Source organism: Flavobacterium sp. FG19, from assembly GCF_057809475.1.
In genome coordinates this window covers 71,085-91,820 of the sequence record NZ_JBMDKA010000018.1, presented here as the reverse complement: position 1 = coordinate 91,820, position 20,736 = coordinate 71,085, and the positions used below count along the sequence as shown (strand labels likewise).

General features: G+C 35.3%; 21 protein-coding genes and 2 tRNA genes. 10 read left to right on the top strand and 13 right to left on the bottom strand.

The features are described from left to right. Positions 1-8: 8 nt before the first annotated feature. Entirely contained in the window at positions 9-1,289 is a 1,281-nt protein-coding gene (gene aceA, locus ACODST_RS17775; protein WP_488933444.1) for an isocitrate lyase, read from the bottom strand. A 274-nt stretch (positions 1,290-1,563) separates the two neighbouring features. Next, positions 1,564-3,165: a malate synthase A gene (gene aceB, locus ACODST_RS17770; RefSeq protein ID WP_488933443.1), complete on the bottom strand. Its 1,602-nt coding sequence runs from the start codon at positions 3,163-3,165 to the stop codon at positions 1,564-1,566. A 208-nt stretch (positions 3,166-3,373) separates the two neighbouring features. Here aceB and ACODST_RS17765 point away from each other — a divergent pair, with 208 nt between their 5' ends. The 4 genes from ACODST_RS17765 (at position 3,374) to ACODST_RS17750 (ending at position 7,242) form a co-directional block, all read left to right on the top strand. Further along, positions 3,374-4,855 carry a helix-turn-helix domain-containing protein gene (locus tag ACODST_RS17765; protein ID WP_488933465.1) on the top strand — a complete coding sequence of 494 codons (1,482 nt, stop codon included), beginning with the start codon at positions 3,374-3,376 and terminating at the stop codon, positions 4,853-4,855. Positions 4,856-4,882: 27 nt separating this feature from the next. Continuing rightward, positions 4,883-5,221: a hypothetical protein gene (locus tag ACODST_RS17760; protein WP_488933442.1), complete on the top strand. Its 339-nt coding sequence runs from the start codon at positions 4,883-4,885 to the stop codon at positions 5,219-5,221. Positions 5,222-5,731: 510 nt separating this feature from the next. Next, positions 5,732-6,448, top strand: a complete 717-nt coding sequence (locus tag ACODST_RS17755; RefSeq protein WP_488933441.1) for a pirin family protein — start codon at positions 5,732-5,734, stop codon at positions 6,446-6,448. Positions 6,449-6,708: 260 nt separating this feature from the next. Continuing rightward, entirely contained in the window at positions 6,709-7,242 is a 534-nt protein-coding gene (locus ACODST_RS17750) for a YceI family protein (protein WP_488933440.1), read from the top strand. A gap of 238 nt (positions 7,243-7,480) precedes the next feature. On the opposite strand, the gene ACODST_RS17745 is transcribed toward ACODST_RS17750, so the two are convergent. Further along, on the bottom strand, positions 7,481-8,344 hold the full coding sequence (locus ACODST_RS17745) for a helix-turn-helix domain-containing protein (protein ID WP_488933439.1): 864 nt from the start codon (positions 8,342-8,344) through the stop codon (positions 7,481-7,483). Between the two features lie 96 nt (positions 8,345-8,440). Here ACODST_RS17745 and ACODST_RS17740 point away from each other — a divergent pair, with 96 nt between their 5' ends. Both ACODST_RS17740 and fabD read left to right on the top strand, forming a co-directional pair. Then, the gene (locus tag ACODST_RS17740) at positions 8,441-8,803 is read left to right on the top strand and encodes a DUF983 domain-containing protein (protein WP_109191892.1); all 363 of its coding nucleotides are present in this window, start codon (positions 8,441-8,443) and stop codon (positions 8,801-8,803) included. Positions 8,804-8,875: 72 nt separating this feature from the next. Beyond that, positions 8,876-9,748 (top strand): ACP S-malonyltransferase, encoded by an 873-nt coding sequence (gene fabD, locus ACODST_RS17735; RefSeq protein WP_488933438.1) that lies wholly within the window; start codon positions 8,876-8,878, stop codon positions 9,746-9,748. Positions 9,749-9,844: 96 nt separating this feature from the next. On the opposite strand, the gene ACODST_RS17730 is transcribed toward fabD, so the two are convergent. The 6 genes from ACODST_RS17730 to ACODST_RS17705 form a co-directional block, all read right to left on the bottom strand. Further along, the gene (locus ACODST_RS17730) at positions 9,845-10,171 is read right to left on the bottom strand and encodes a hypothetical protein (RefSeq protein ID WP_488933437.1); all 327 of its coding nucleotides are present in this window, start codon (positions 10,169-10,171) and stop codon (positions 9,845-9,847) included. Continuing rightward, positions 10,156-10,350 (bottom strand): hypothetical protein, encoded by a 195-nt coding sequence (locus tag ACODST_RS17725; RefSeq protein ID WP_488933436.1) that lies wholly within the window; start codon positions 10,348-10,350, stop codon positions 10,156-10,158. The genes ACODST_RS17730 and ACODST_RS17725 overlap by 16 nt, the downstream gene beginning before the upstream one ends. Before the next feature lie 53 nt (positions 10,351-10,403). Further along, positions 10,404-11,309, bottom strand: a complete 906-nt coding sequence (locus tag ACODST_RS17720) for a DMT family transporter (RefSeq protein ID WP_488933435.1) — start codon at positions 11,307-11,309, stop codon at positions 10,404-10,406. Positions 11,310-11,391: 82 nt separating this feature from the next. After that, positions 11,392-12,408, bottom strand: a complete 1,017-nt coding sequence (gene galE / locus ACODST_RS17715) for a UDP-glucose 4-epimerase GalE (RefSeq protein ID WP_488933434.1) — start codon at positions 12,406-12,408, stop codon at positions 11,392-11,394. A 14-nt stretch (positions 12,409-12,422) separates the two neighbouring features. Further along, entirely contained in the window at positions 12,423-12,863 is a 441-nt protein-coding gene (locus ACODST_RS17710; protein WP_488933433.1) for a nuclear transport factor 2 family protein, read from the bottom strand. Between the two features lie 2 nt (positions 12,864-12,865). Continuing rightward, entirely contained in the window at positions 12,866-13,999 is a 1,134-nt protein-coding gene (locus tag ACODST_RS17705; RefSeq protein WP_488933432.1) for a DegT/DnrJ/EryC1/StrS family aminotransferase, read from the bottom strand. A gap of 134 nt (positions 14,000-14,133) precedes the next feature. Here ACODST_RS17705 and ACODST_RS17700 point away from each other — a divergent pair, with 134 nt between their 5' ends. Beyond that, entirely contained in the window at positions 14,134-15,378 is a 1,245-nt protein-coding gene (locus ACODST_RS17700) for a 3-deoxy-D-manno-octulosonic acid transferase (protein ID WP_488933431.1), read from the top strand. Positions 15,379-15,711: 333 nt separating this feature from the next. Beyond that, positions 15,712-15,936: a PG1828 family lipoprotein gene (locus ACODST_RS17695; protein ID WP_488933430.1), complete on the top strand. Its 225-nt coding sequence runs from the start codon at positions 15,712-15,714 to the stop codon at positions 15,934-15,936. A 116-nt stretch (positions 15,937-16,052) separates the two neighbouring features. On the opposite strand, the gene ACODST_RS17690 is transcribed toward ACODST_RS17695, so the two are convergent. The 4 genes from ACODST_RS17690 to mutS all read right to left on the bottom strand — a co-directional run bounded on the left by ACODST_RS17690 (position 16,053) and on the right by mutS (position 19,510). Then, positions 16,053-16,433, bottom strand: coding sequence for a DUF1508 domain-containing protein (locus ACODST_RS17690; protein WP_488933429.1), 381 nt, complete (start codon positions 16,431-16,433; stop codon positions 16,053-16,055). A 135-nt stretch (positions 16,434-16,568) separates the two neighbouring features. Next, a tRNA-Leu gene (locus tag ACODST_RS17685) sits at positions 16,569-16,654 on the bottom strand. A gap of 14 nt (positions 16,655-16,668) precedes the next feature. Beyond that, positions 16,669-16,741, bottom strand: a tRNA-Gly gene (locus ACODST_RS17680). Positions 16,742-16,903: 162 nt separating this feature from the next. Continuing rightward, the gene (mutS, locus tag ACODST_RS17675; RefSeq protein WP_488933428.1) at positions 16,904-19,510 is read right to left on the bottom strand and encodes a DNA mismatch repair protein MutS; all 2,607 of its coding nucleotides are present in this window, start codon (positions 19,508-19,510) and stop codon (positions 16,904-16,906) included. A gap of 154 nt (positions 19,511-19,664) precedes the next feature. Between mutS and ACODST_RS17670 the strand changes: the two genes are divergently transcribed. Further along, positions 19,665-20,096, top strand: coding sequence for a DUF1573 domain-containing protein (locus ACODST_RS17670; RefSeq protein WP_488933427.1), 432 nt, complete (start codon positions 19,665-19,667; stop codon positions 20,094-20,096). A gap of 74 nt (positions 20,097-20,170) precedes the next feature. Next, a complete protein-coding gene (locus tag ACODST_RS17665; protein ID WP_488933426.1) occupies positions 20,171-20,710 on the top strand; it encodes an RNA methyltransferase in 540 nt (179 codons plus the stop codon). Positions 20,711-20,736: the final 26 nt, after the last annotated feature.

The following is a 20,736-nucleotide window of genomic DNA, read 5'->3' as shown; positions in this document are numbered from 1 at the left end:
AAAAAAAATTAAAATTGCTCAACCTCAGTAGAATGCTCCATTGCTGTTATGGCTGATTTTCCCAACATAACAGTGTTTTGAACCGCATCGAAATAAGAAGTTCCTACGAAAGCTTGGTGTTTTACCGCTCTGAATCCGTTTTGCTGTAAAGCGAATTCACGTTCCTGCAATTCAGAATAACCCGCCATTCCGCGTTCTTTGTAAGCTTTAGACAATTCAAACATACTGGTGTTCAAAGCATGGAATCCAGCTAAAGTGATGAATTGGAAACCATATCCCATTGCTGCCAAATCTTCTCTAAATGTTTCCATTTCGGCAACTGATAATTTTGCTGCCCAATTGAAAGATGGTGAACAATTATAAGCCAGCATTTTTTCCGGAAATTCTTTTTTCATGGCTTTTGCAAACTTTCTCGCATAATCTAAATCCGGATTGCTGGTTTCCATCCAAATCAAATCGGCATAAGGTGCGTAGCTTAAACCTCTTGCAATTCCCTGCTCTATTCCGTTTTTCACATAGAAGAAACCTTCACTTGATTTTTCCCCAGTCAGGAATTTTCTATCTCTTGGGTCTGCATCGCTGGTCAATAAATTCGCTGCATCTGCATCTGTTCGGGCAACAATTAGAGTCGAAACTCCCATAACATCTGAAGCCAATCTTGCCGCAATCAGTTTATTGATTGCTTCCTGCGTTGGAACCAAAACTTTTCCGCCCAAGTGTCCGCACTTTTTAGCAGAACTTAATTGATCTTCAAAATGAACTCCAGAAGCTCCGGCTTCAATCATTGATTTCATTAATTCAAAAGCATTTAAGTTGCCACCAAAACCCGCTTCAGCATCCGCCACAATCGGAACCAAATAATCTTTTTTATCTTCAATTTTATTTACAATCTGAATTTGATCGGCACGCAGTAAAGCGTTATTGATTTTTTTAACCACCATTGGTACGCTGTTTACTGGATAAAGCGATTGGTCAGGATACATTTCTCCCGCCAGATTTGCATCGGCAGCCACCTGCCATCCGCTTAAATAAATCGCTTCTAAACCCGCATCTACTTCCTGAATCGCCTGATTTCCTGTCAAAGCTCCCAAACCTGCAACATAATCCTGGCTTTTTAACTTTCTCCATAATTTTTCCGCTCCCATTTTGGCAATCGAATGCTCAATTTTATACGATCCCTGAAGCGTTACTACTTCACTCGCCGTATAAGGACGCTCAACGCCTTTCCATCTTGGGTTCGTAATCCAATCGTTAATCAATTCCTGAATTCTGTCTTCTGTTGTTTTCATAAATGTATAGTTAAGTTGGTTAGTAAAGAATTCTTTGTCTCTTTTAAACACATAGAATCATAGTTTCACTTTGTGGTTAAAGGCGTTTCACTTTTTCAAATGCACATAGCTATGTGTGAAAACTAGTTTTTTCTTCTTCCTTTGTTTAAAATCTAAATCTATGTTTCTATGTGTTTAAATAATTTAAGACTAAATTTTATCTGCCTGATCTGCTAAATCTGCGTGAAAAAAATATTCTCTCGCAGATTTAGCGGATTATGCGGATTTTTTTTTCTTATAAATATTTGTAACACGGAATCGTCAAAAAATCTACAAAGTGCAGGTTTACGACTAATCTTTCCAGCATTTTTTCAGCTAAGGGAAATTGTTGTTTTTCGTGATTTTCTGTTCCTAATTCTTCCTTGATTTTTCTGAATTCATCTAAAGCCAATTCATGATAATACGCTAAGTCTAATTTTCTGCCATTATCCAAAATCACTTTATTTTGAAGCCATTGCCATAATTGAGATCTTGAAATTTCGGCTGTTGCAGCATCTTCCATCAAATTATGAAGTGCTGCAGCACCTTGTCCGTTCAGCCATGAAGCCAGATACAAAACGGCAACATTAATGTTTTTCCGAACACCGTTTTCTGTAATTAATCCAATTGGCGGTTCTATCAAATCGGCCTCTGTAATTCTGCGATGTTCTCTTTTTACATGAATCTGATTTGGCGTTGGCATTCCTTTATCAAAAATTTCTTTGGCAATCGCAACCAAATCTGGATGTGCTACCCAGGTTCCGTCGTGGCCGTTTCGAACTTCCCGTTCTTTATCAGTTTTTACTTTCGCGAAAGCGACAGCATTGGCTTCTTCATTATTCTTAATTGGAATCTGTGCTGCCATTCCTCCAATCGCATGAATTCCTCTTTTATGACATCTTTGGATAACCAAATTGGAATAGGCATTCATAAAAGGCGAAGTCATATTTACCTGATCGCGATCCGGAACGATGAATTTTGGATTTTTTCTAAACTTTTTGATGTAAGAAAAAATATAATCCCAGCGTCCACAGTTCAAACCAACGATATGTTCTTTTAGTTCATAAATAATTTCGTCTAACTGAAAACTCGCCGTTATGGTTTCTATTAAAACCGTCACTTTTATCGTTCCTCGTTTCAGATTCAGATAATCTTCTGTAAAATCAATTACGTTATTCCACCAGCGCGCTTCCAGATAATGTTCCAATTTCGGAATGTAGAAATACGGTCCAGAATTATTTTCTAAAAGTTTTTTATGATTATGAAATACATACAAACCAAAATCTACCAAAGAACCCGAAACTTCATTTCCTTCAATCAAAAGATGTTTTTCTGGTAGATGCAACCCTCTTGGACGAACAATCAACGTTGCGATTTTTTCATTTAAATGATAGGATTTCTGCTTAATCAAATCAGTAAATGTGATGGTTTTGTTTACTGCATCAATTAAATTCACTTGTCCGTCCATTAAATTTTGCCAGGTTGGCGAAGTGCTGTCTTCAAAATCGGCCATGAAGGTTTTTGTTCCCGAATTCAATGCATTGATAATCATCTTACGGTCAACCGGACCTGTAATTTCAACTCTGCGATCTAATAAGTCTTTCGGAATTTCGCCAGCCGTCCAACTTCCTTCTCTAATGCTTTTAGTTTCCGGAATAAAAACCGGCATGATTCCCTGATCAAAAGTGACTTGTTTCTGTTCGCGCTGCAAAAGAAGCAGTTTACGCTGTGATTCGAATTTTCGGTGTAATTCGGTTATAAAAACAATCGCTTCTTCTGTCCAGATTTTTGGGTAACGAAGTTTTTTTTCGGCTAAAAATTCCATTGCCGTTTCGATAATTTCAGTTTGGTTTTTCATAGCTGTGGTTTTATTTTTTATTGACCAGCCAGTGAATTGTTTCAGGTTAGATTTGCCTTAAAAAAGACAAAACTCACTTAACAACTTAATAGCTAATAAGTTTTACACCACAATGTTACAAAAAGTTTTTTACAAAAATAGCGAACGTTCGCTAAAATTTAAAAATATTTTTTTGGCGATTATTTTTAAATCGATTACATTTGATATTATGGATATCGAAAAAGACTATATAAAGCTGATATTTGGACTAAAACTAAAACAGGTTAGAGTCCAAAAAAATCTTTCGCTTTTTGGCTTGGCCAAATTGACCAATCTTTCAAAATCGTACTTAAACGAGATTGAAAAGGGGAAAAAATATCCAAAAACAGACAAAATCCTTCTTTTGTGCGAACATCTGGACGTGACTTACGATCAAATGGTGTCGCTAAAACTCGATAATAACCTTGCTCCGATTGGAGAAATTTTAAAATCCGGAATTTTAAAAGAGATTCCATTAGAGCTTTTCGGAATTCAGGAAGCCGATTTAATTGATATTATTGCCAATGCTCCGGCAAAAGTCAATGCGTTTATCAGTACCATTTTCGAAATTGCTCAGCATTATAATTTAAGCCGTGAAAGCTTCTTTTTGGCTTCTTTGCGTTCGTATCAGGAAGCGCACAGCAATTATTTTGAAGATTTAGAAGAGAAAGTGATTTCGTTTTCAAAGTCTTTTCAGATTAACCTCGATTCTAAAATAAGCATTGAGGAATTAGAAGCCATTTTAAAAGAAGAATACGAATACATCATTAAAGATATTGCTTTTACAGATCAGGAAGCGCTGGGTGATTTACGCTCGATTTATGTTCCAAAAAGCAAAACTTTATTGCTTTCTACAGAACTTGATGCGCCACAGAAGGCTTTTATTTTAGCCAAAGAAATTGCCTATAATTATCTAAAAATATCCGATCGTTTGCTGACTTTCAGCTGGATTAAATTTGACAATTTTGATCAGGTTTTGAATAATTTTTACGCTTCTTATTTTGCAGGCGCTTTAATACTGCCTAGAAAATTAGTTGTAGATAAAATCAATTCTTTCTTGGAAAATGAAAATCCGAAACCCGAGGAATTTGTCTGGTTAATTGAAAGCTTTGAAGTTTCGCCTGAATCTTTTTATCAGCGATTGACTAATTTACTTCCAAAAGATTTTCAGCTGAAGAACTTATTTTTCCTAAGATTGTCACATAAAATAGGTTCCGATTTTTATCAGATAAATAAAGAATTACACATTACGCATCAGCAGGAACCGCACGCCAATGAAACCAACGAGCATTATTGCAGAAGATGGGTTTCGGTAAAAACCATAGACGAAGCCATCAAACAAAATAAATCTCACTTTTTTGATGCGCAAATTTCCAGCTACGCTAACAGTGGTAATGAATATTTAGTATTTTCGTCAGCAACCAAAGATCCTTTTTTGCATGATACCATTCGAAGTATTTCTGTTGGGATCCTAATAAATCCGACGATGAAGAAGAAATTCAAGTTTATTGAAGGTAAACCTTTGGTTAAAAGAATTGTTGGCGTAACTTGCGAAACCTGTGCCGTTCAGGATTGTTTAGAAAGAGCCGCTCCTCCTGTAGTTTTAGAAAGAAAGAAACGCCATGAGAATACGGATTTGGTGGTGCAGCAGTTTATCAATCAATACAGTTAGAATCTTATGAAATATTTTGCTTTAATAATGACACTGTTTTTTATCAACTTCAACCAGAAAACAGACAAACTAACTGGCCGTTACAATTATCTGATTGAAGACGAAGGAACTTATATCCTGAAAGATAAAATTACTTTCACTGATAGTGTTTTTAAGTTTGACAACAAGTTCTTACCAAAAGGAAAAATTTCTTATGGCAATGCAATATTGCTGGACAATTTCATCAATACTGATCTAGTTATCAGCATTCCGAAAGATCAGATTACAAAAGATACGATTCTGTTTTATATGCATGATAAACAAAGTCCGGTTGCGAATTATCTTGATCTAGTAACCGGGAAAGGGAAATTGATTCGGATTAAGTAGTTTTTTTTCTGTTTCCTATCCGCATTCTTGTCATTCCGAGAAACGAGGAATCTTCGTGAGAAGCTCACAAAGATTGGCGACATGCTATGCGGAGTTACTTGCGGAGATTCCTCCTTCCTCGGAATGACAAAGCTGTGTGGTTACTTTGGCGTGAAAACTTTGTAATTTCCAATCTTCCTCGAGCTTCACGCATAGAATGGATTAAAATCCGTCCCTACAATATCTTTCATTCCTTCGGAACTTCTTCTAAAAACAAAAACCTCTAATCCAGCCCCGATAGAAGTGGAAATCCTTTTGTGTCTCGTTTCTTTAACGAGACACAAAAGATTGAAACGGATAGCGGGACTGAACGTCTTTTGAAAACTACACTTCTGCTCCAGAAAAAACCTTTGAACCTTTGCTACTCTGAACCTTTGTACCTCACAGAAAACTTTTCTTAACCTAGATTAAGTGCTTTTCATGCATGTTGACTGTAACTTTGTACTATCAAAATCAATAAAAGACAAAATCATGGAAAATATAATATTGCACAAAGCAGACACAAGAGGAAATGCCAATCACGGATGGCTGAACGCTTATCATAGTTTTAGTTTTGCAAGCTGGTACAATCCAGACAGAATTCAGTTTGGGGCGCTTCGTGTTTTAAATGATGACACAATTGCTGCCGGAATGGGATTTGGAACTCACCCTCACGATAATATGGAAATTATTACGATTCCGCTAGAAGGTGATTTGGCTCATAAAGACAGCATGGGAAATACGGAAGTAATTAAAAACGGAGACATTCAGGTAATGAGTGCCGGAACTGGAATTCAGCATAGCGAGTTTAACCCAAATGAAGATCAGCAGACTAAATTGTTGCAGATTTGGCTGTTTCCAAATAAAAGAAATGTGACGCCGCGTTATCAGCAAATTACTTTAAATGTTGCTGACAGACACAATAAATTGTCTCAGGTTTTATCTCCAAATGCAGATGATGAAGGTGTTTGGATTCATCAGGATGCCTGGTTCAACATGGGTAATTTTGATGCTGGAGTTTCTACAGAATACAAAATCAAAAAAGAAGGAAACGGAGTTTATGCTTTCGTTTTAAAAGGAAATGTTACCATCAACGGTCAGGAATTAAACTCTCGTGATGCGGTTGGAATTTCTGGAACTGATATCTTAAACATTAAAGCAAATACAGATGCTGAATTTTTATTAATGGACGTTCCGATGAATTATTAATTCAAACAAAAACAATTAAATACCTGTACCTTGAAACGATAATAAACCTGAAATTCAGATTATTATCGTTTCTTTTTTTACTTAAACTTTACATTCAACTAAATAAGAAAACTTAAATTTATAATTGAAAGTCTGTTTTACAAAAAATTCAAATCTTTCATTTCTTAATCTAGGTTAAGTGCTTCAGGACAACTGTCACCGTAACTTTGTCCTATCAAAATGAAACAAATTAATTATTAAAATATTTAAAAAATAAAATTATGGCAACTACAAAATGGTCAATTGACCCAACTCACTCAGAAATTGGTTTTAAAGTTAAACACATGATGTTTACTAATGTTTCAGGAAAATTTGGAACTTATGACGCTTCTGCAATCACAGAAGGAGAAAGTTTCGAAAATGCAGATTTCAGTTTTTCTGCTGATATCGCTTCAGTCGATACTGCAAATGCAGATCGTGACGGACATTTAAGAAGTGGTGATTTCTTTGACGCTGAGAATCATCCAAAATTAACTTTCAAATCTTCTGCTTTCAAAAAAATCAACGATGGCGAATATGAATTAACTGGAGATTTAGACATTAAAGGTGTTTCTAAAACTGTAAAATTCCCAGTTGAGTTTAGTGGAATCATGACTGATCCCTGGGGGAATACTAAAGTAGGTTTAAGCATAGAAGGAAAAATTAATCGTAAAGATTGGGGTTTAAACTGGAACTCAGCTCTTGAAACAGGAGGTGTTTTAGTGGGTGAAGAAGTTCGTTTGAACATTGAATTACAATTTGTAAAACAAGCTTAATCTTTTGGTTTAGATTAGATTTAATTGGTTGGTTAAAAGCTCTGCGTTTACTCGCAGGGCTTTTTGTTTTTTCCGCCACGAATTCACGAATTATTTTTTATTTCACGCAGATTTAAAATGATTTTAGCAGATTTGCGCAAATTTATTTTAATCAGCACAAATCTGCTAAATCTGCGTGAAACCAAAAAAAATAGCCAACGATTAATAAAAATAATTCGTGAATTCGTGGCTAAAAAAATCAACGAACAGTATTTCTAAATTCGGTTGGGGAAATTCCGGTTTGTTTTTTGAAGAAGCGGGAGAAATAGGAATAGTCTTCGTAGCCGACTTTGAATGCCACTTCGTTTACGGCTAATTGTTTGTCGATCAGCATTCTTTTTATTTCCAGGATTACTCTATCTGTGATTACTTCTGTGGCTGTTTTTTGAAGGATTTCATTGCAGATTCTGTTTAAATGTTTTAGCGTAATATTTAATTTTTCAGCGTAGAAAGAAGGTAGTTTTTGGCTTCTGAAATATTCTTCTAAAAGCGATTCGAATTTATTGATTTTGATATTGTACGAATGGGTTTGATGCGAATAGGTTTCGCTGTATTTTCTCGCTACTTCAATGTGAATACAATCCAATAAATTCAATAATTTATCTAACTGAAATTTATTGTCATGACTATTTTCCTGAATCAGCAAATTGAAATACGGAAGGATTTTTGGAATTTCTTTTTCTTCAAAAACCATCTCCGGTCGGTTGTGAATGGAATGGTAAAAATTATAATCGTTGATTTTTTTCTGTCCGAAATACAAATTGTACAATTCCTGTGAAAAGATAATTACAAAACCTTCGATATCTTCGGACAAATTCCAATGATGCATTTGCCCGGGCTGCAGCACAAAAAGACTTCCTCTCTTTATTTCAAATTGGTCAAAATCGACTTCATGTAATCCGGAGCCTTTGGTAAAAAATACCATTAAATACGAATCATGCCGATGTGGTTCTTCTACAAAACTGTGGCTTTTTAAATGCTCTTTAAAAGTATTCACATAAAAATCCCTGTGAATATCGTTACAACTAAAATTCTGAACGCTATAAATGGGATATCTTTTCATAACAAATGTCCTTTTTGTGCTATAATAAGCGAAGATATAAAAAAGAGTTTTATAAAACTCTGATTTACCTTTGTATAAACAAAAAACAGCAAGATCATGTCACACGCACTAACTCATATTTTTAGAAACGAATGTCCTGTTTGTCACAAAGGAAAAGTATTTACAGATAAAAACATTTTTCTGAATTTTAGCTTTCCCAAAATGAATGAATACTGCAGTCACTGCCACTATAAATTCCAAAAAGAGCCTGGTTATTTCTTTGGTGCCATGTACGTAAACTACGGATTAACCGTGGCTCAGGGAATTGCAACGTATTGTATTGCACAGTTTTTCTTTGAAAAGAATTTTGATTTCAGAATCTTCCCTATCATCGTTGCAGCAATTGTTTTATTCACTCCTTTTAATCTTAGATTTTCAAGATTAGCATGGATTTATATGTTTAAGGATTATACAAGCTAAAAAAATAGTACTTTTGCGCACCAATTGAAACTAATTTTCAATTTTAAAAAAAGTAAAAATTAAATTAGACAAATGAAAGCATACGTATTTCCAGGTCAGGGCGCGCAATTCACAGGAATGGGTAAAGACCTTTATGAAAATTCGGCTTTAGCCAAAGAATTATTCGAAAAAGCCAATGAAATTTTAGGCTTCAGAATTACTGATATTATGTTTGAAGGTACTGCCGAAGAACTAAAAGAAACTAAAGTGACACAGCCAGCAGTATTTTTACACTCTGTTATTTTAGCTAAAACTTTAGAGGATTTCAAACCTGAAATGGTTGCAGGACATTCATTAGGAGAATTTTCAGCTTTGGTTGCTAACGGAACTTTATCTTTTGAAGATGGTTTAAAATTAGTTTCTCAACGTGCTTTGGCTATGCAAAAAGCCTGCGAAATAACTCCATCTACAATGGCCGCGGTTTTAGGTTTAGCTGATAATATTGTGGAAGAAGTTTGTGCTTCTATCGACGGTGTTGTGGTTGCTGCAAATTATAACTGTCCAGGACAATTAGTAATTTCAGGAGAAACTTCAGCAGTTGAAAAAGCTTGCGAAGCTATGAAAGCAGCTGGAGCAAAACGGGCGCTGATTTTACCTGTTGGAGGTGCTTTCCATTCTCCAATGATGGAACCGGCAAGAGAAGAATTAGCTGCTGCAATTGAAGCAACTACTTTCTCTACTCCAAGCTGTCCAGTATACCAAAACGTTACAGCAAACGCTGTTTCAGACGCTGCAGAAATTAAAAAGAACTTAATCATTCAATTAACTGCTCCTGTAAAATGGACTCAGTCTGTACAGCAAATGATTGCCGACGGTGCTACTTTATTTACTGAAGTTGGTCCTGGAAAAGTTTTAACTGGTTTGATTAACAAAATTGATAAAGAAGCTGCTACGGCTAATGCTTAATTTTTCAAGTGTTCAGTGTTCACTTTTTTAGTGTTCATTTTGAAAACTAAACATATAAAAAAATCCTCATAGACTTATGTTTATGAGGATTTTGTTTTATAACTCTTTTGCTTCTTCGCTATGATTATTTAAAATTCCTGTAATCAGATAATTTTGATTTCTTTTTTCAAAAAAGATATACCAAGTAGTTCTTGAATTGGATTTATAAAAAATATAATCAGCTCCTAAATACTGCAACGAATACGGGGTTTTCTTTTGAGGAAATTTCTTTATTCTTTCCGAAACAGCATCGTAGATGTTAGAAACATATTCTTCTGCAGATTCTATGAAGCCAAAATACTCTTCTTTATATAAAGTTATAACCAAATCATCTAAAAATTGTATTACCTCTGGCGTATAAATAACTCCTATTTCCCCCACCATTCTCTAATCCTTCTAATCGATTCTGCTTTTGCCTGCTCTGGAGTTAATCCCTTTGCAAATTCAGCATCAAAATCAAAAGTTTCAGGGTCTATTCCTTTAAATTTCGGTTTTTGAATTTCGTATTCAGTCGCAGGTTCTTCTACCTTATTTTTCTTTTCATTTTCATTATCCGAATTCATAATTCCTACATTTTTAATTCTTACAAATTTATAAAAATAAATTGAATCAAAATTTACAAAGTTTTCTTTTCTTTCTTTTTGTAATTAATAATAAAAACGCCCAAAATAATCAGGATTGTTGCAATTATAAAATCGATTGTAATTTTTTCATCCAAAATCAGCCAGCCAAAAAACACCGCAATTATGGTATTGATATACGCCAAAATAGAAACCTGAACCGGAGTAACGTGTTTCAAAGCATAATTATAACTAAAAAAAGCAATTACTGATCCAAAAATTGACAGATACAATGCCGCTAAAATACTTTTTGTACTCCATAAATTCACATCAATAGTGGGCGAAAAAATAAATGCCAGAACAATCTGAATACAAGATGCGATTGTAAATTGGTAAAATAAATTAAGAACTATATTTTTAGATTTATTCCCGTGTAGTTTGGTATAAATTGTTCCTGCTGCCCAGGCAGAAATCGCAAATCCCATAAACATCATTCCAATTCTGTAATCGGCATCTAAAAAAGATCCCAGTCCGTCTTTAAATATAAAAACGACTCCCGAAAATCCTATTACAACCCCAATAAATCCTTTCAAACTTGGTTTTTGCAATTTAAATAAAATACTGCCCAGAAAAATAAGTATCGGAGACATAGCACTAATTACCGAAGCCAGTCCGCTTGGCACAGTCTGTTCTGCAACGGTGGTAAAACCATTTGCCACTACAATCATCAAAATAGAAGGAACAAGCTGATGTTTTAAATTTTCCCAGCCAATCCATTTCATTTCCTTTTTAAACAATAAAATTATCATCATGATAATTCCCGCCAACCCCTGACGGATTGAAGTTACAAACCAGGGCGGAATAGTTTCAACTGCAACTCTAATTCCCAAAAAGGTTGTTCCCCAAATAATTCCAACAGCCGCTAGGGCAAATATTAATTTGTAATCTAAATTTTGTTTCATGATCATTACTATGCTAAAAAAAATCCCAAATTATAATGCTATAATTTGGGATCTTAAAATTTTATAATTTTAACTAAGATGCTTATTTATTCCTCACCTTTTGTTCCCATTTCCAGGCACTTGCCATTGCTTCGTCTAAACTTAGTTCAGCCTTCCATCCTAAAACATTATTTGCCTTATCTGTATTTGCGTATGCTTCAGTAATATCACCTTCGCGACGAGGCATCATCTTATATGGCAGTTTTTTATCGCTGACTTTTTCAAAACTATGAATCACTTCCAGTACCGAACTTCCTTTTCCAGTTCCAAGATTAAAAGTTTCTACTTTCGCTAAGTTTTTTTTATTTAATAGTCTTTGTAAAGCAATTACGTGTGCTTTTGCCAAATCAACAACATGAATATAATCACGAACTGCCGTTCCGTCCGGCGTTGGATAATCATTTCCAAAAACAGATAATTCCTGACGTAATCCTACTCCGGTTTGTGTGATAAACGGAACTAAATTCTGAGGAACTCCCAATGGCAATTCTCCAATTTCAACAGATTCGTGTGCTCCAACCGGGTTAAAGTAACGTAATAAAATAGCACTGATATTAGTCACTTTTGCAGTATCTGTAATGATCTCTTCACCAATTTGTTTCGTATTTCCGTACGGAGACATTGCTGCCTGAACCGGTGCATCTTCGGTAATCGGCATTTTTTCGGCCTGACCGTAAACCGTACAAGACGAACTGAAAATAAAACTAGCTTCAGGTTTTTGCTGCAGTTCCTGCAATAAATACACTAAACTGCTGATGTTGTTTTCATAATACAACAATGGCTGCTCAACACTTTCACCAACCGCTTTGGAAGCAGCAAAATGAATTACTCCGGTAACATCATTATGTTTTTTAAAGAAATCCTGAACGGCACTTTTTTCTCTTAAATCAATTTTTTCAAATAAAGGCGTTTTTCCTGTAATGGCTGTAATTCCTTTTAAAACATCTTCTGAAGAATTAGAAAGATTATCGATTATCACTACTTCATAGCCTTCATTTTGCAATTCGACTACGGTGTGAGAACCTATAAAACCTAAGCCTCCCGTTACTAATACTTTCATTTTTCGGTTATTTTTTATGTAGTTAATTTATAAGCTTGTCTGGCAATTAAAATCCATTTGTTTTTTTGTTTCTGCCAAACCAGCATTATTCCTATTTTTATATCTTTATCGATGCCCTCATCTTTGGTATGAGCCGCCAAAACATGCCGCACAATGGCAGCATCGTTCTGAATGCTTATTGTTTGGTTTTGCAGATCAATCGATACAAAATTCGATTTTCTGCTGACTATCCCCTCAATAAACTCAGCCTGGTTTTGAAAATTACCATTAGAATGAACATACGACAGCTGATCTGATGTTAATGCTTTCAATTTTGCGCCATCAGCATTGATCATTGCCTGACGCAACATTTCAACCTGACTGCTAACAGCGTCCTCTTCTTTAGAATTCTTTTTTTGTGCCAAAACAGAAAACTGAAAAAAGATTATTAAAATTAAAAGACCTGCTCTTCTCATTTTTATTTCTTCAAAAATTCTAAAACAGAATCTGTAATAAATTTAATCTGCTCGTCATCAAGTTCCGTATGCATTGGCAAAGCAATCACTTCCTGCACTAATTGATTCGTAACAGGAAACTGCTCTTCTTTGTAACGAGGATCTAAATAGGCTTTTTGAGAATGCAGCGGAATTGGATAATAAATAGCACAAGGAATTCCTTTATCCAGCAAATGCTGCATTAAAGCATTTCTGTCGGCATCTAAAATTCTCAATACATATTGATGAAAAACGTGATCATTTTCGTTTGCATCAAAATCCGGCGTAATGATATGCGCATTTCCTGCAAAAGCAGCGTTATATTCTGCAGCCGCTAAACGACGTGCTTTATTATATTCATCCAACAAAGGCAATTTTGCATTTAAAACTCCTGCCTGAATACTGTCTAAACGTGAATTCACACCTACAACATCATGATGGTAACGCTCGTACATTCCGTGATTTACTATTCCGCGGATAATGTGAGCCAATTTATCGTCATTTGTAAAAATTGCTCCTCCGTCTCCATAACAGCCTAAGTTTTTAGATGGAAAAAATGAAGTTGCTGCAACATGGCCAATTGTACCCACTTTTACTTTTGATCCGGATTTAGAAATATAATCAGCTCCAATTGCCTGTGCATTATCTTCAATTACATATAAATTATGCTCTTTGGCAATTTCCATAATAGCATCCATATTGGCTGCACGTCCAAATAAGTGAACCGGGACAATTGCTTTTGTTTTTGGAGTAATTGCTTTTTTTACCGCATCGATATCGATGTTCATATTATGCAAATCAACATCAACCAAAACCGGAGTCAATTGCAATAGTGCAATAACCTCAACCGTTGCTGCAAAAGTAAAATCGGCAGTAATAACTTCATCACCTGGTTTTAAATCCAGTCCCATCATAGCAATCTGAAGAGCATCTGTACCGTTGGCACAAGGAATTACGTGTTTTACACCTAAATAATCCTCAAGATTTTTTTGAAACTGATGCACTAATGGTCCGTTAATGTAAGTATTCGTATCTAAAACTTCCTGAATTGAAGCGTCTACAGTAGATTTTATTTTTTCGTATTGACTTTTTAAGTCAACCATTTGTATTTTTTTCATTTTTAAATAATGTTTAAATTAAAGACTCTGTTTTAGTCAGAAATCTCTAAAAGGAGGAACAAAAATAGTTATTAATAGCTTCAAACCAATGAAAATAGTAGAAAGAAATGTAATTTAGCTGCAAAAATTATTGCATGCTTTTTTTATACAATCTAACCATTTATGCCGCAGGATTTTTCTTAAAAATCATAGCGTTATTTAGTCCGAAAATTAAGCTTTTTACTGAAGGCCGAAAAAACGTATTTTCTACATTAGAAGAAAAAATAAAAGCAGAAGATAAAACCATCTGGTTTCATTCTGCCTCACTTGGCGAGTACGAACAAGGACTTCCGGTTATTGAAAAAATCAAGGAAAAATATCCTTTACACAAAATAGTTGTAACCTTTTTTTCACCTTCCGGATACGAAGTGCGTAAAAATAACACAGTTGCCGATGTTACAATTTATCTCCCATTAGACACTAAAAGCAACGCCAAACGTTTTTTACAATTAGTACATCCCGAACTTGCCTTTTTTATTAAATACGAATTTTGGCTCAATTATTTGAATGAATTAGAAAAAAGCAAAACCCCAACTTATTTAATTTCCGGTATTTTCAGGGACAGCCAGATGTTTTTTAAGTGGTACGGCGGATTTTACAGAAATGCCCTAAAAGCTTTCACTTATTTTTTTGTTCAAAATGAAAGTTCAAAACAAAAAATTAACGCTATTGGTTTTAATAATGTAATTGTTTCCGGTGATACGCGTTTCGACAGAGTTGCAGCAATTTTAGAGAGAGACAATTCACTTGATTATATTAAAAACTTTAAAAATAATCAGCAGACAATTGTAATTGGAAGTTCCTGGCCAAAAGATGAAGTTTTACTTGCCGAATACATCAACCAGGCGCCAGATAATATAAAATTCATCATTGCACCCCACAATATCAAAACAGATCAAATCGAAAACCTTAAATCTCAAATTACAAAATCAACCGTTCTATTTTCAGGTAAAGAAAACAAAGACTTATCAGCTTATAACGTCTTTATTATTGATACTGTTGGAATCTTAACTAAAATATACAGCTATGGAACGATAGCTTATGTTGGAGGCGGATTTGGAAACCCGGGAATACATAATATTTTGGAACCGGCTGCATTTGGAATCCCGATTGTAATTGGCCCTAATTATTCCAATTTTGCCGAAGCTGTTTCACTGGTGGGACTTGGCGGCTGTATGCCTATTTCTAACTTTACAGAATTAAAAGAAACCTTAGACCGTTTACTTACTAACTCTTCCTTTTTAACTGAAAAGAGCATGATCTGCAAATTGTTTATCCAAAATAACAAAGGAGCAACAGCGGCCATTATAAAAACCATTTCACAAATTAATGCATCTTAAAAGCACATTTGAGAACATTTATTCTGCCCAAAATCTAAAAATGAAGTCTTTTTTGTTTTTTTTCCAACAATAAATAATTCTTAAAAAGCAAAACATACTGCAATTAAGAGAAACAAAACACCCAATTTTGATACAGAATATTCAACAAAAAAATATTTAGACAAAACATTAAGTAATTTAAGAAAATTTTATACTTTTGGCATATTATTTGATAAATGAGATAAACGTGAGCCAAGGAAAATATTTTAAAAAAAAAGTGAAAAAATATTTTACATATTAAAAAATTTATATCTTTGCCACGAATTAATAATTAACCTTTTATAATAAAGTAAGATGAAAAAAGTATTTTTAAGTTTAGCTGTTGTTGCTGTATTAACTGTTGTATCTTGTAAAAAAGCTGACGCTGCAGCTACTGAAGCTGTAGATTCTACTGCTGTTGCTGTTGATTCTGCTGCTGCTGTAGTTGATTCTGCTGCTGCAACTGTTGATTCTGCTGCTGCAAAAGTTGATTCTGCTGCTACTGAAGCTACTAAAGCTGCTGAAGAAGTAAAAAAATAATTAGAACATAAGTTCTAAAGATTTTAAGACCATCGATTTCGATGGTTTTTTTTTGATCAAACGCAACCTGATCTGTACAATAAAAAAAAGCGTTCGTAATCACGAACGCTTTTTTTTTATTCCTCCTCCATTTCTTCTAAAACCGGCTCTTCATCATCAAAAATCGCCTCATTTGACGAAAAATCCAAAATCTCCGCCTTTGAAGCATAATTCACAATCTCCTTTATCCCTTTCTGCAAAAGCAGCTCCGTACTATATTTTCGACTCGTAGCAAAGTGAACACCATCAAACATCAACTTAAAAAAATACTTCCCTCCAGAACCTTTAAACTTTAAAAATTTAGAAAGATCTATCGCCGCTTTAAACTTCTCTATATCTTCCTCACACTCAAACCGCAGCTCATAACTCAAACTCGTAAAAATCACCTTCCCCTTCCTCGAAGTAAACACAAACTTATATTCATCATTAAACCGCCTGCTAATTACAAAAGCACCCATTTATATTATTTTAAATTTTTAGATTGTTGATTTTTTTTAATCCCAAGATTCTGAGATCCTAATAAATTTACTGCGTAAATTTATCACCTGCAAGTCCGCAAATAAAAAAAGCCTCTTCAAAAGAAGAGGCTTTAGTACTCAGAGCGGGACTTGAACCCGCACGAACATTGCTGTTCACTGGATTTTAAGTCCAGCGTGTCTACCAATTTCACCATCCGAGCATTGTATGGTTTTGAGCGAAAAACGGGGCTCGAACCCGCGACCTCGACCTTGGCAAGGTCGCGCTCTACCAACTGAGCTATTTTCGCATTTTCAAATTCTGTTTAAGAACCGCAACACTTCATTTGTTTCGTATTGCGAGTGCAAATTTAGGACATTTATTCAATTAAACAAGCGTTTTTATAAAAAAAAATCCTCTTATTTTATAACATTCTGATAACCTAAACTTTAAACTTGAAAATTTTCAGATTTTATTTTTTAGCCAGCATTCTCTTGATCTCATTCAGCTTCATCAAGGCTTCAACCGGAGTGATCGCATTAATATCAAGGCTTAAAATTTCTTCTTTTATTTCTTCCAGCAAAGGATCATCCAGATTAAAGAAACTCATCTGCATTTCATCGTTAGAAGACTTTATTCCGTTCAGAGCATCTCCCGAGTGATCTTTTTCCAGCTTCTTTAACAATTTCTGTGCTTTTGAAATAACCAGCTGCGGCATTCCCGCCATTTTAGCCACATGAATACCAAAACTATGTGCACTACCACCTTTTACAAGCTTTCTAACAAAAAGAACCGTGTCTTTTAATTCTTTTACTGCAACATTATAATTTTGTATTCTAGGAAGCAATTCTGTCATCTCATTCAACTCATGATAGTGGGTTGCAAACAATGTTTTGGCTCTTCCCGGATGTTCATGTAAAAATTCAGCAATCGCCCACGCAATCGAGATTCCGTCATACGTACTGGTTCCTCTTCCAATTTCATCTAACAACACCAGACTGCGGTCTGAAAGATTATTCAAAATTGAAGCAGTTTCATTCATTTCTACCATAAAAGTAGATTCACCCATAGAAATATTATCAGAAGCCCCTACTCTGGTAAAAATCTTATCTACAATTCCCATTCTGACACTATCAGCAGGAACAAAACTTCCCATTTGCGCCAAAAGCACAATTAAAGCCGTTTGTCTTAAAATAGCAGACTTACCCGACATGTTAGGTCCGGTAATCATAATAATCTGCTGGGTTTCTCTATCAAGATAAACATCATTAGCGATATAGGGCGTTCCAACCGGTAACTGCTTTTCTATTACCGGGTGTCTTCCGTTTCTAATGTCCAGTTCAAATGTATCGTCAATTTCCGGACATACGTACTGATTTTCAACTGCCATTTGTGTAAACGAACATAAACAGTCTAACTGAGCCACCAGATAAGCGTTCATCTGAACTTGTTTGATATAAGTTCCTATCCAGATTACTAATTGTTCAAAAAGCTCCGTTTCAATTTTATAAATTCTTTCTTCCGCCCCCAGAATCTTCGTTTCATATTCTTTCAGCTCTTCGGTAATATAACGCTCTGCATTTACCAGAGTCTGCTTACGAATCCATTCTTCAGGAACTTTGTCTTTATGCGTATTTCTGACTTCTATATAATATCCGAAAACATTATTGAATGCTATTTTTAAAGACGAAATACCGGTTCTTTCCGATTCTCTTCTTTCAATGCCTTCCAAAAATTCTTTTCCGGAGGTAGAAATAGCTCTTAATTCATCTAACTCTTCATTGATCCCCGAAGCAATCGCATTTCCTTTTGCAACAGCAACAGGCGCATCCTGGTTTAAAGTAGTTTTGATCTTCTCTCTAAGTAAATCACAGGAATGCAGGCTGTCTCCAATAACTTTTACTGCTTCCTGCGGACTTTCAAGTGCCAAAGTTTTGATCGGCACAATAGCATCCAGTGATTCTCTTAAATACACTACTTCACGGGGAGAAACTTTTCCCGCTGCTATCTTAGAAATCAAACGCTCCAGATCTGAAATCTGTTTAATCTGATACTGAATATCCTGCAGTACCTGAGGATTAGACTGCAGATAAGCAACTACATTATGACGCCCTTTAATTTTATTTGGATCTTTTAACGGCAGGGCCAGCCATCTTTTCAGCAAACGGCCTCCCATAGGCGAAAGCGTCCTGTCTATCACATCCAGAAGCGTTACCGCATTAGGATTATAGCTGTGATATAATTCTAAATTTCTAATGGTAAAACGATCCATCCAGACATAAGCATCTTCGGCAATACGCTGAATCGTAGTAATATGCTGTATTTTATTATGCTGTGTTTCCCCAAGATAATACAGAATAGCCCCGGCAGAAATAATCCCCTCCCTGAGCTCTTCAACTCCAAAACCTTTTAAGGAATTGGTCTGAAAATGCTTGGTTAGTGTTTCTAAGGCATAATCTTCTTTATAAATCCAGTCTTCCAGATAAAAACTGTGAAAATCTTCACCAAAAGCTTCTTTGAACTCGTTTTTACAGTTTTTTGGCACCAAAACCTCACTCGGACTGAAATTCTGAAGCAGTTTATCTACATACTCGGCATTTCCCTGAGCTGTTAAAAACTCTCCTGTTGAAACATCTAAAAAAGAAACCCCGATATTTTTATTAGCAAAACAAAGCGATGCTAAAAAGTTGTTTGTTTTGGACTGCAGCACTTCATCGTTTAAGGAAACTCCGGGAGTTACGAGTTCTGTAACACCTCGTTTTACGATGGTTTTAGTCATTTTAGGATCTTCCAGCTGATCGCAGATCGCTACACGAAGTCCCGCCTTGACCAGTTTTGGCAGATAGGTATTAATAGAATGATGCGGAAAACCGGCCAGTGCGGTTTCGGTATCAGAACCTGCTCCTCTCTTGGTTAAAGTAATACCCAAGATTTTAGAAGATCTGATAGCATCTTCTCCAAAGGTTTCATAGAAATCCCCTACTCTGAAAAGCAGACAGGCATCAGGATATTTTCTCTTGATTTCGTTGTACTGTTTCATCAAAGGCGTTTCTTTCGCCACTTTCTCTTTCGCTGCCAAATTGTAATGTTTTAAATGAAAAAATAAGACAGCGAATTTATAATATTTTAAAGGAATATCGAAGAGCTTCAAAAATTAAAATATTTTAAGATATTTTTAAGCCCACATTTAAGATTTTTACCTAGATTTGTTCATCAATAAAAGACCCTAAAAGATGAAAAAAATAATTTTATTCGCTATGTTAGCTGTAGCTGGTATTACAGCTTCTAATGCACAAACTACTAAAAAAGCGAAAGCTGCCAAAGTGGCTAAAGTAGAAGGAGCAGGAATGCTTTTTGAAACTGAAACTATTGATTACGGAACAATTGCTCACAATGCTGACGGAAAACGTGAATTCGTTTTTGTTAACAACGGAACAAAACCGTTAATCATTACCAACACTCAAGGTTCTTGCGGCTGTACAGTACCTACAACTCCAAAAGAGCCAATTGCTCCGGGAGCTAAAGGTATTATTGGTGTAAAATATGCTACAGACAGAGTGGGTGCTTTCACTAAAACAGTAACTGTTACTTCTAACGCTGAAGGACAGCCAACAAAAGTACTTACAATTAAAGGTACCGTTTTAGCAGATCCGGTTAAAAGCTAATCTGAAAAACAAGTAAATAATTAAAAAAGCTTCCTTATCTTTGGAAGCTTTTTTTATACCCTCAATTTACACCCATGAGAAAACTTGAAAACAGCGAACTGGAGCGAAAATCAATTGAAGATTTTAAAAAATCGGAAAAAACACCTTTAATCCTTGTTTTGGACGATATTCGAAGTCTGCATAATATTGGCTCTGTATTTAGAACTGCCGACGCTTTTTTAATAGAGAAGATTATCTTATGCGGTATAACAGCTGTCCCTCCTAATAAAGAAATCCACAAAACCGCTCTTGGCGCCACTGAAACGGTTGCCTGGGAACATCATGAAAATGTATTGGAAGTCATCGAAAATCTTAAAAAGGAAAAGGTACTGACAATGGCTATTGAACAGGTTGAAAGTGCTGTTTTTCTTCAGGATTTTAAAGTCGAAAAAAATCAGAAATACGCACTGGTTTTTGGAAACGAGGTTTATGGCGTAGCGCAGGAAGCCGTTGCAGTTTGCGATGGCTGTATTGAGATTCCGCAGCTGGGCACCAAACACTCGCTGAACATTTCCGTTAGTGCCGGAATCGTAGTCTGGGATTTGTTTCAAAAACTAAACTGGCCTAACAGCTAAAAAAAACAATTCTCAATAAACTGTGA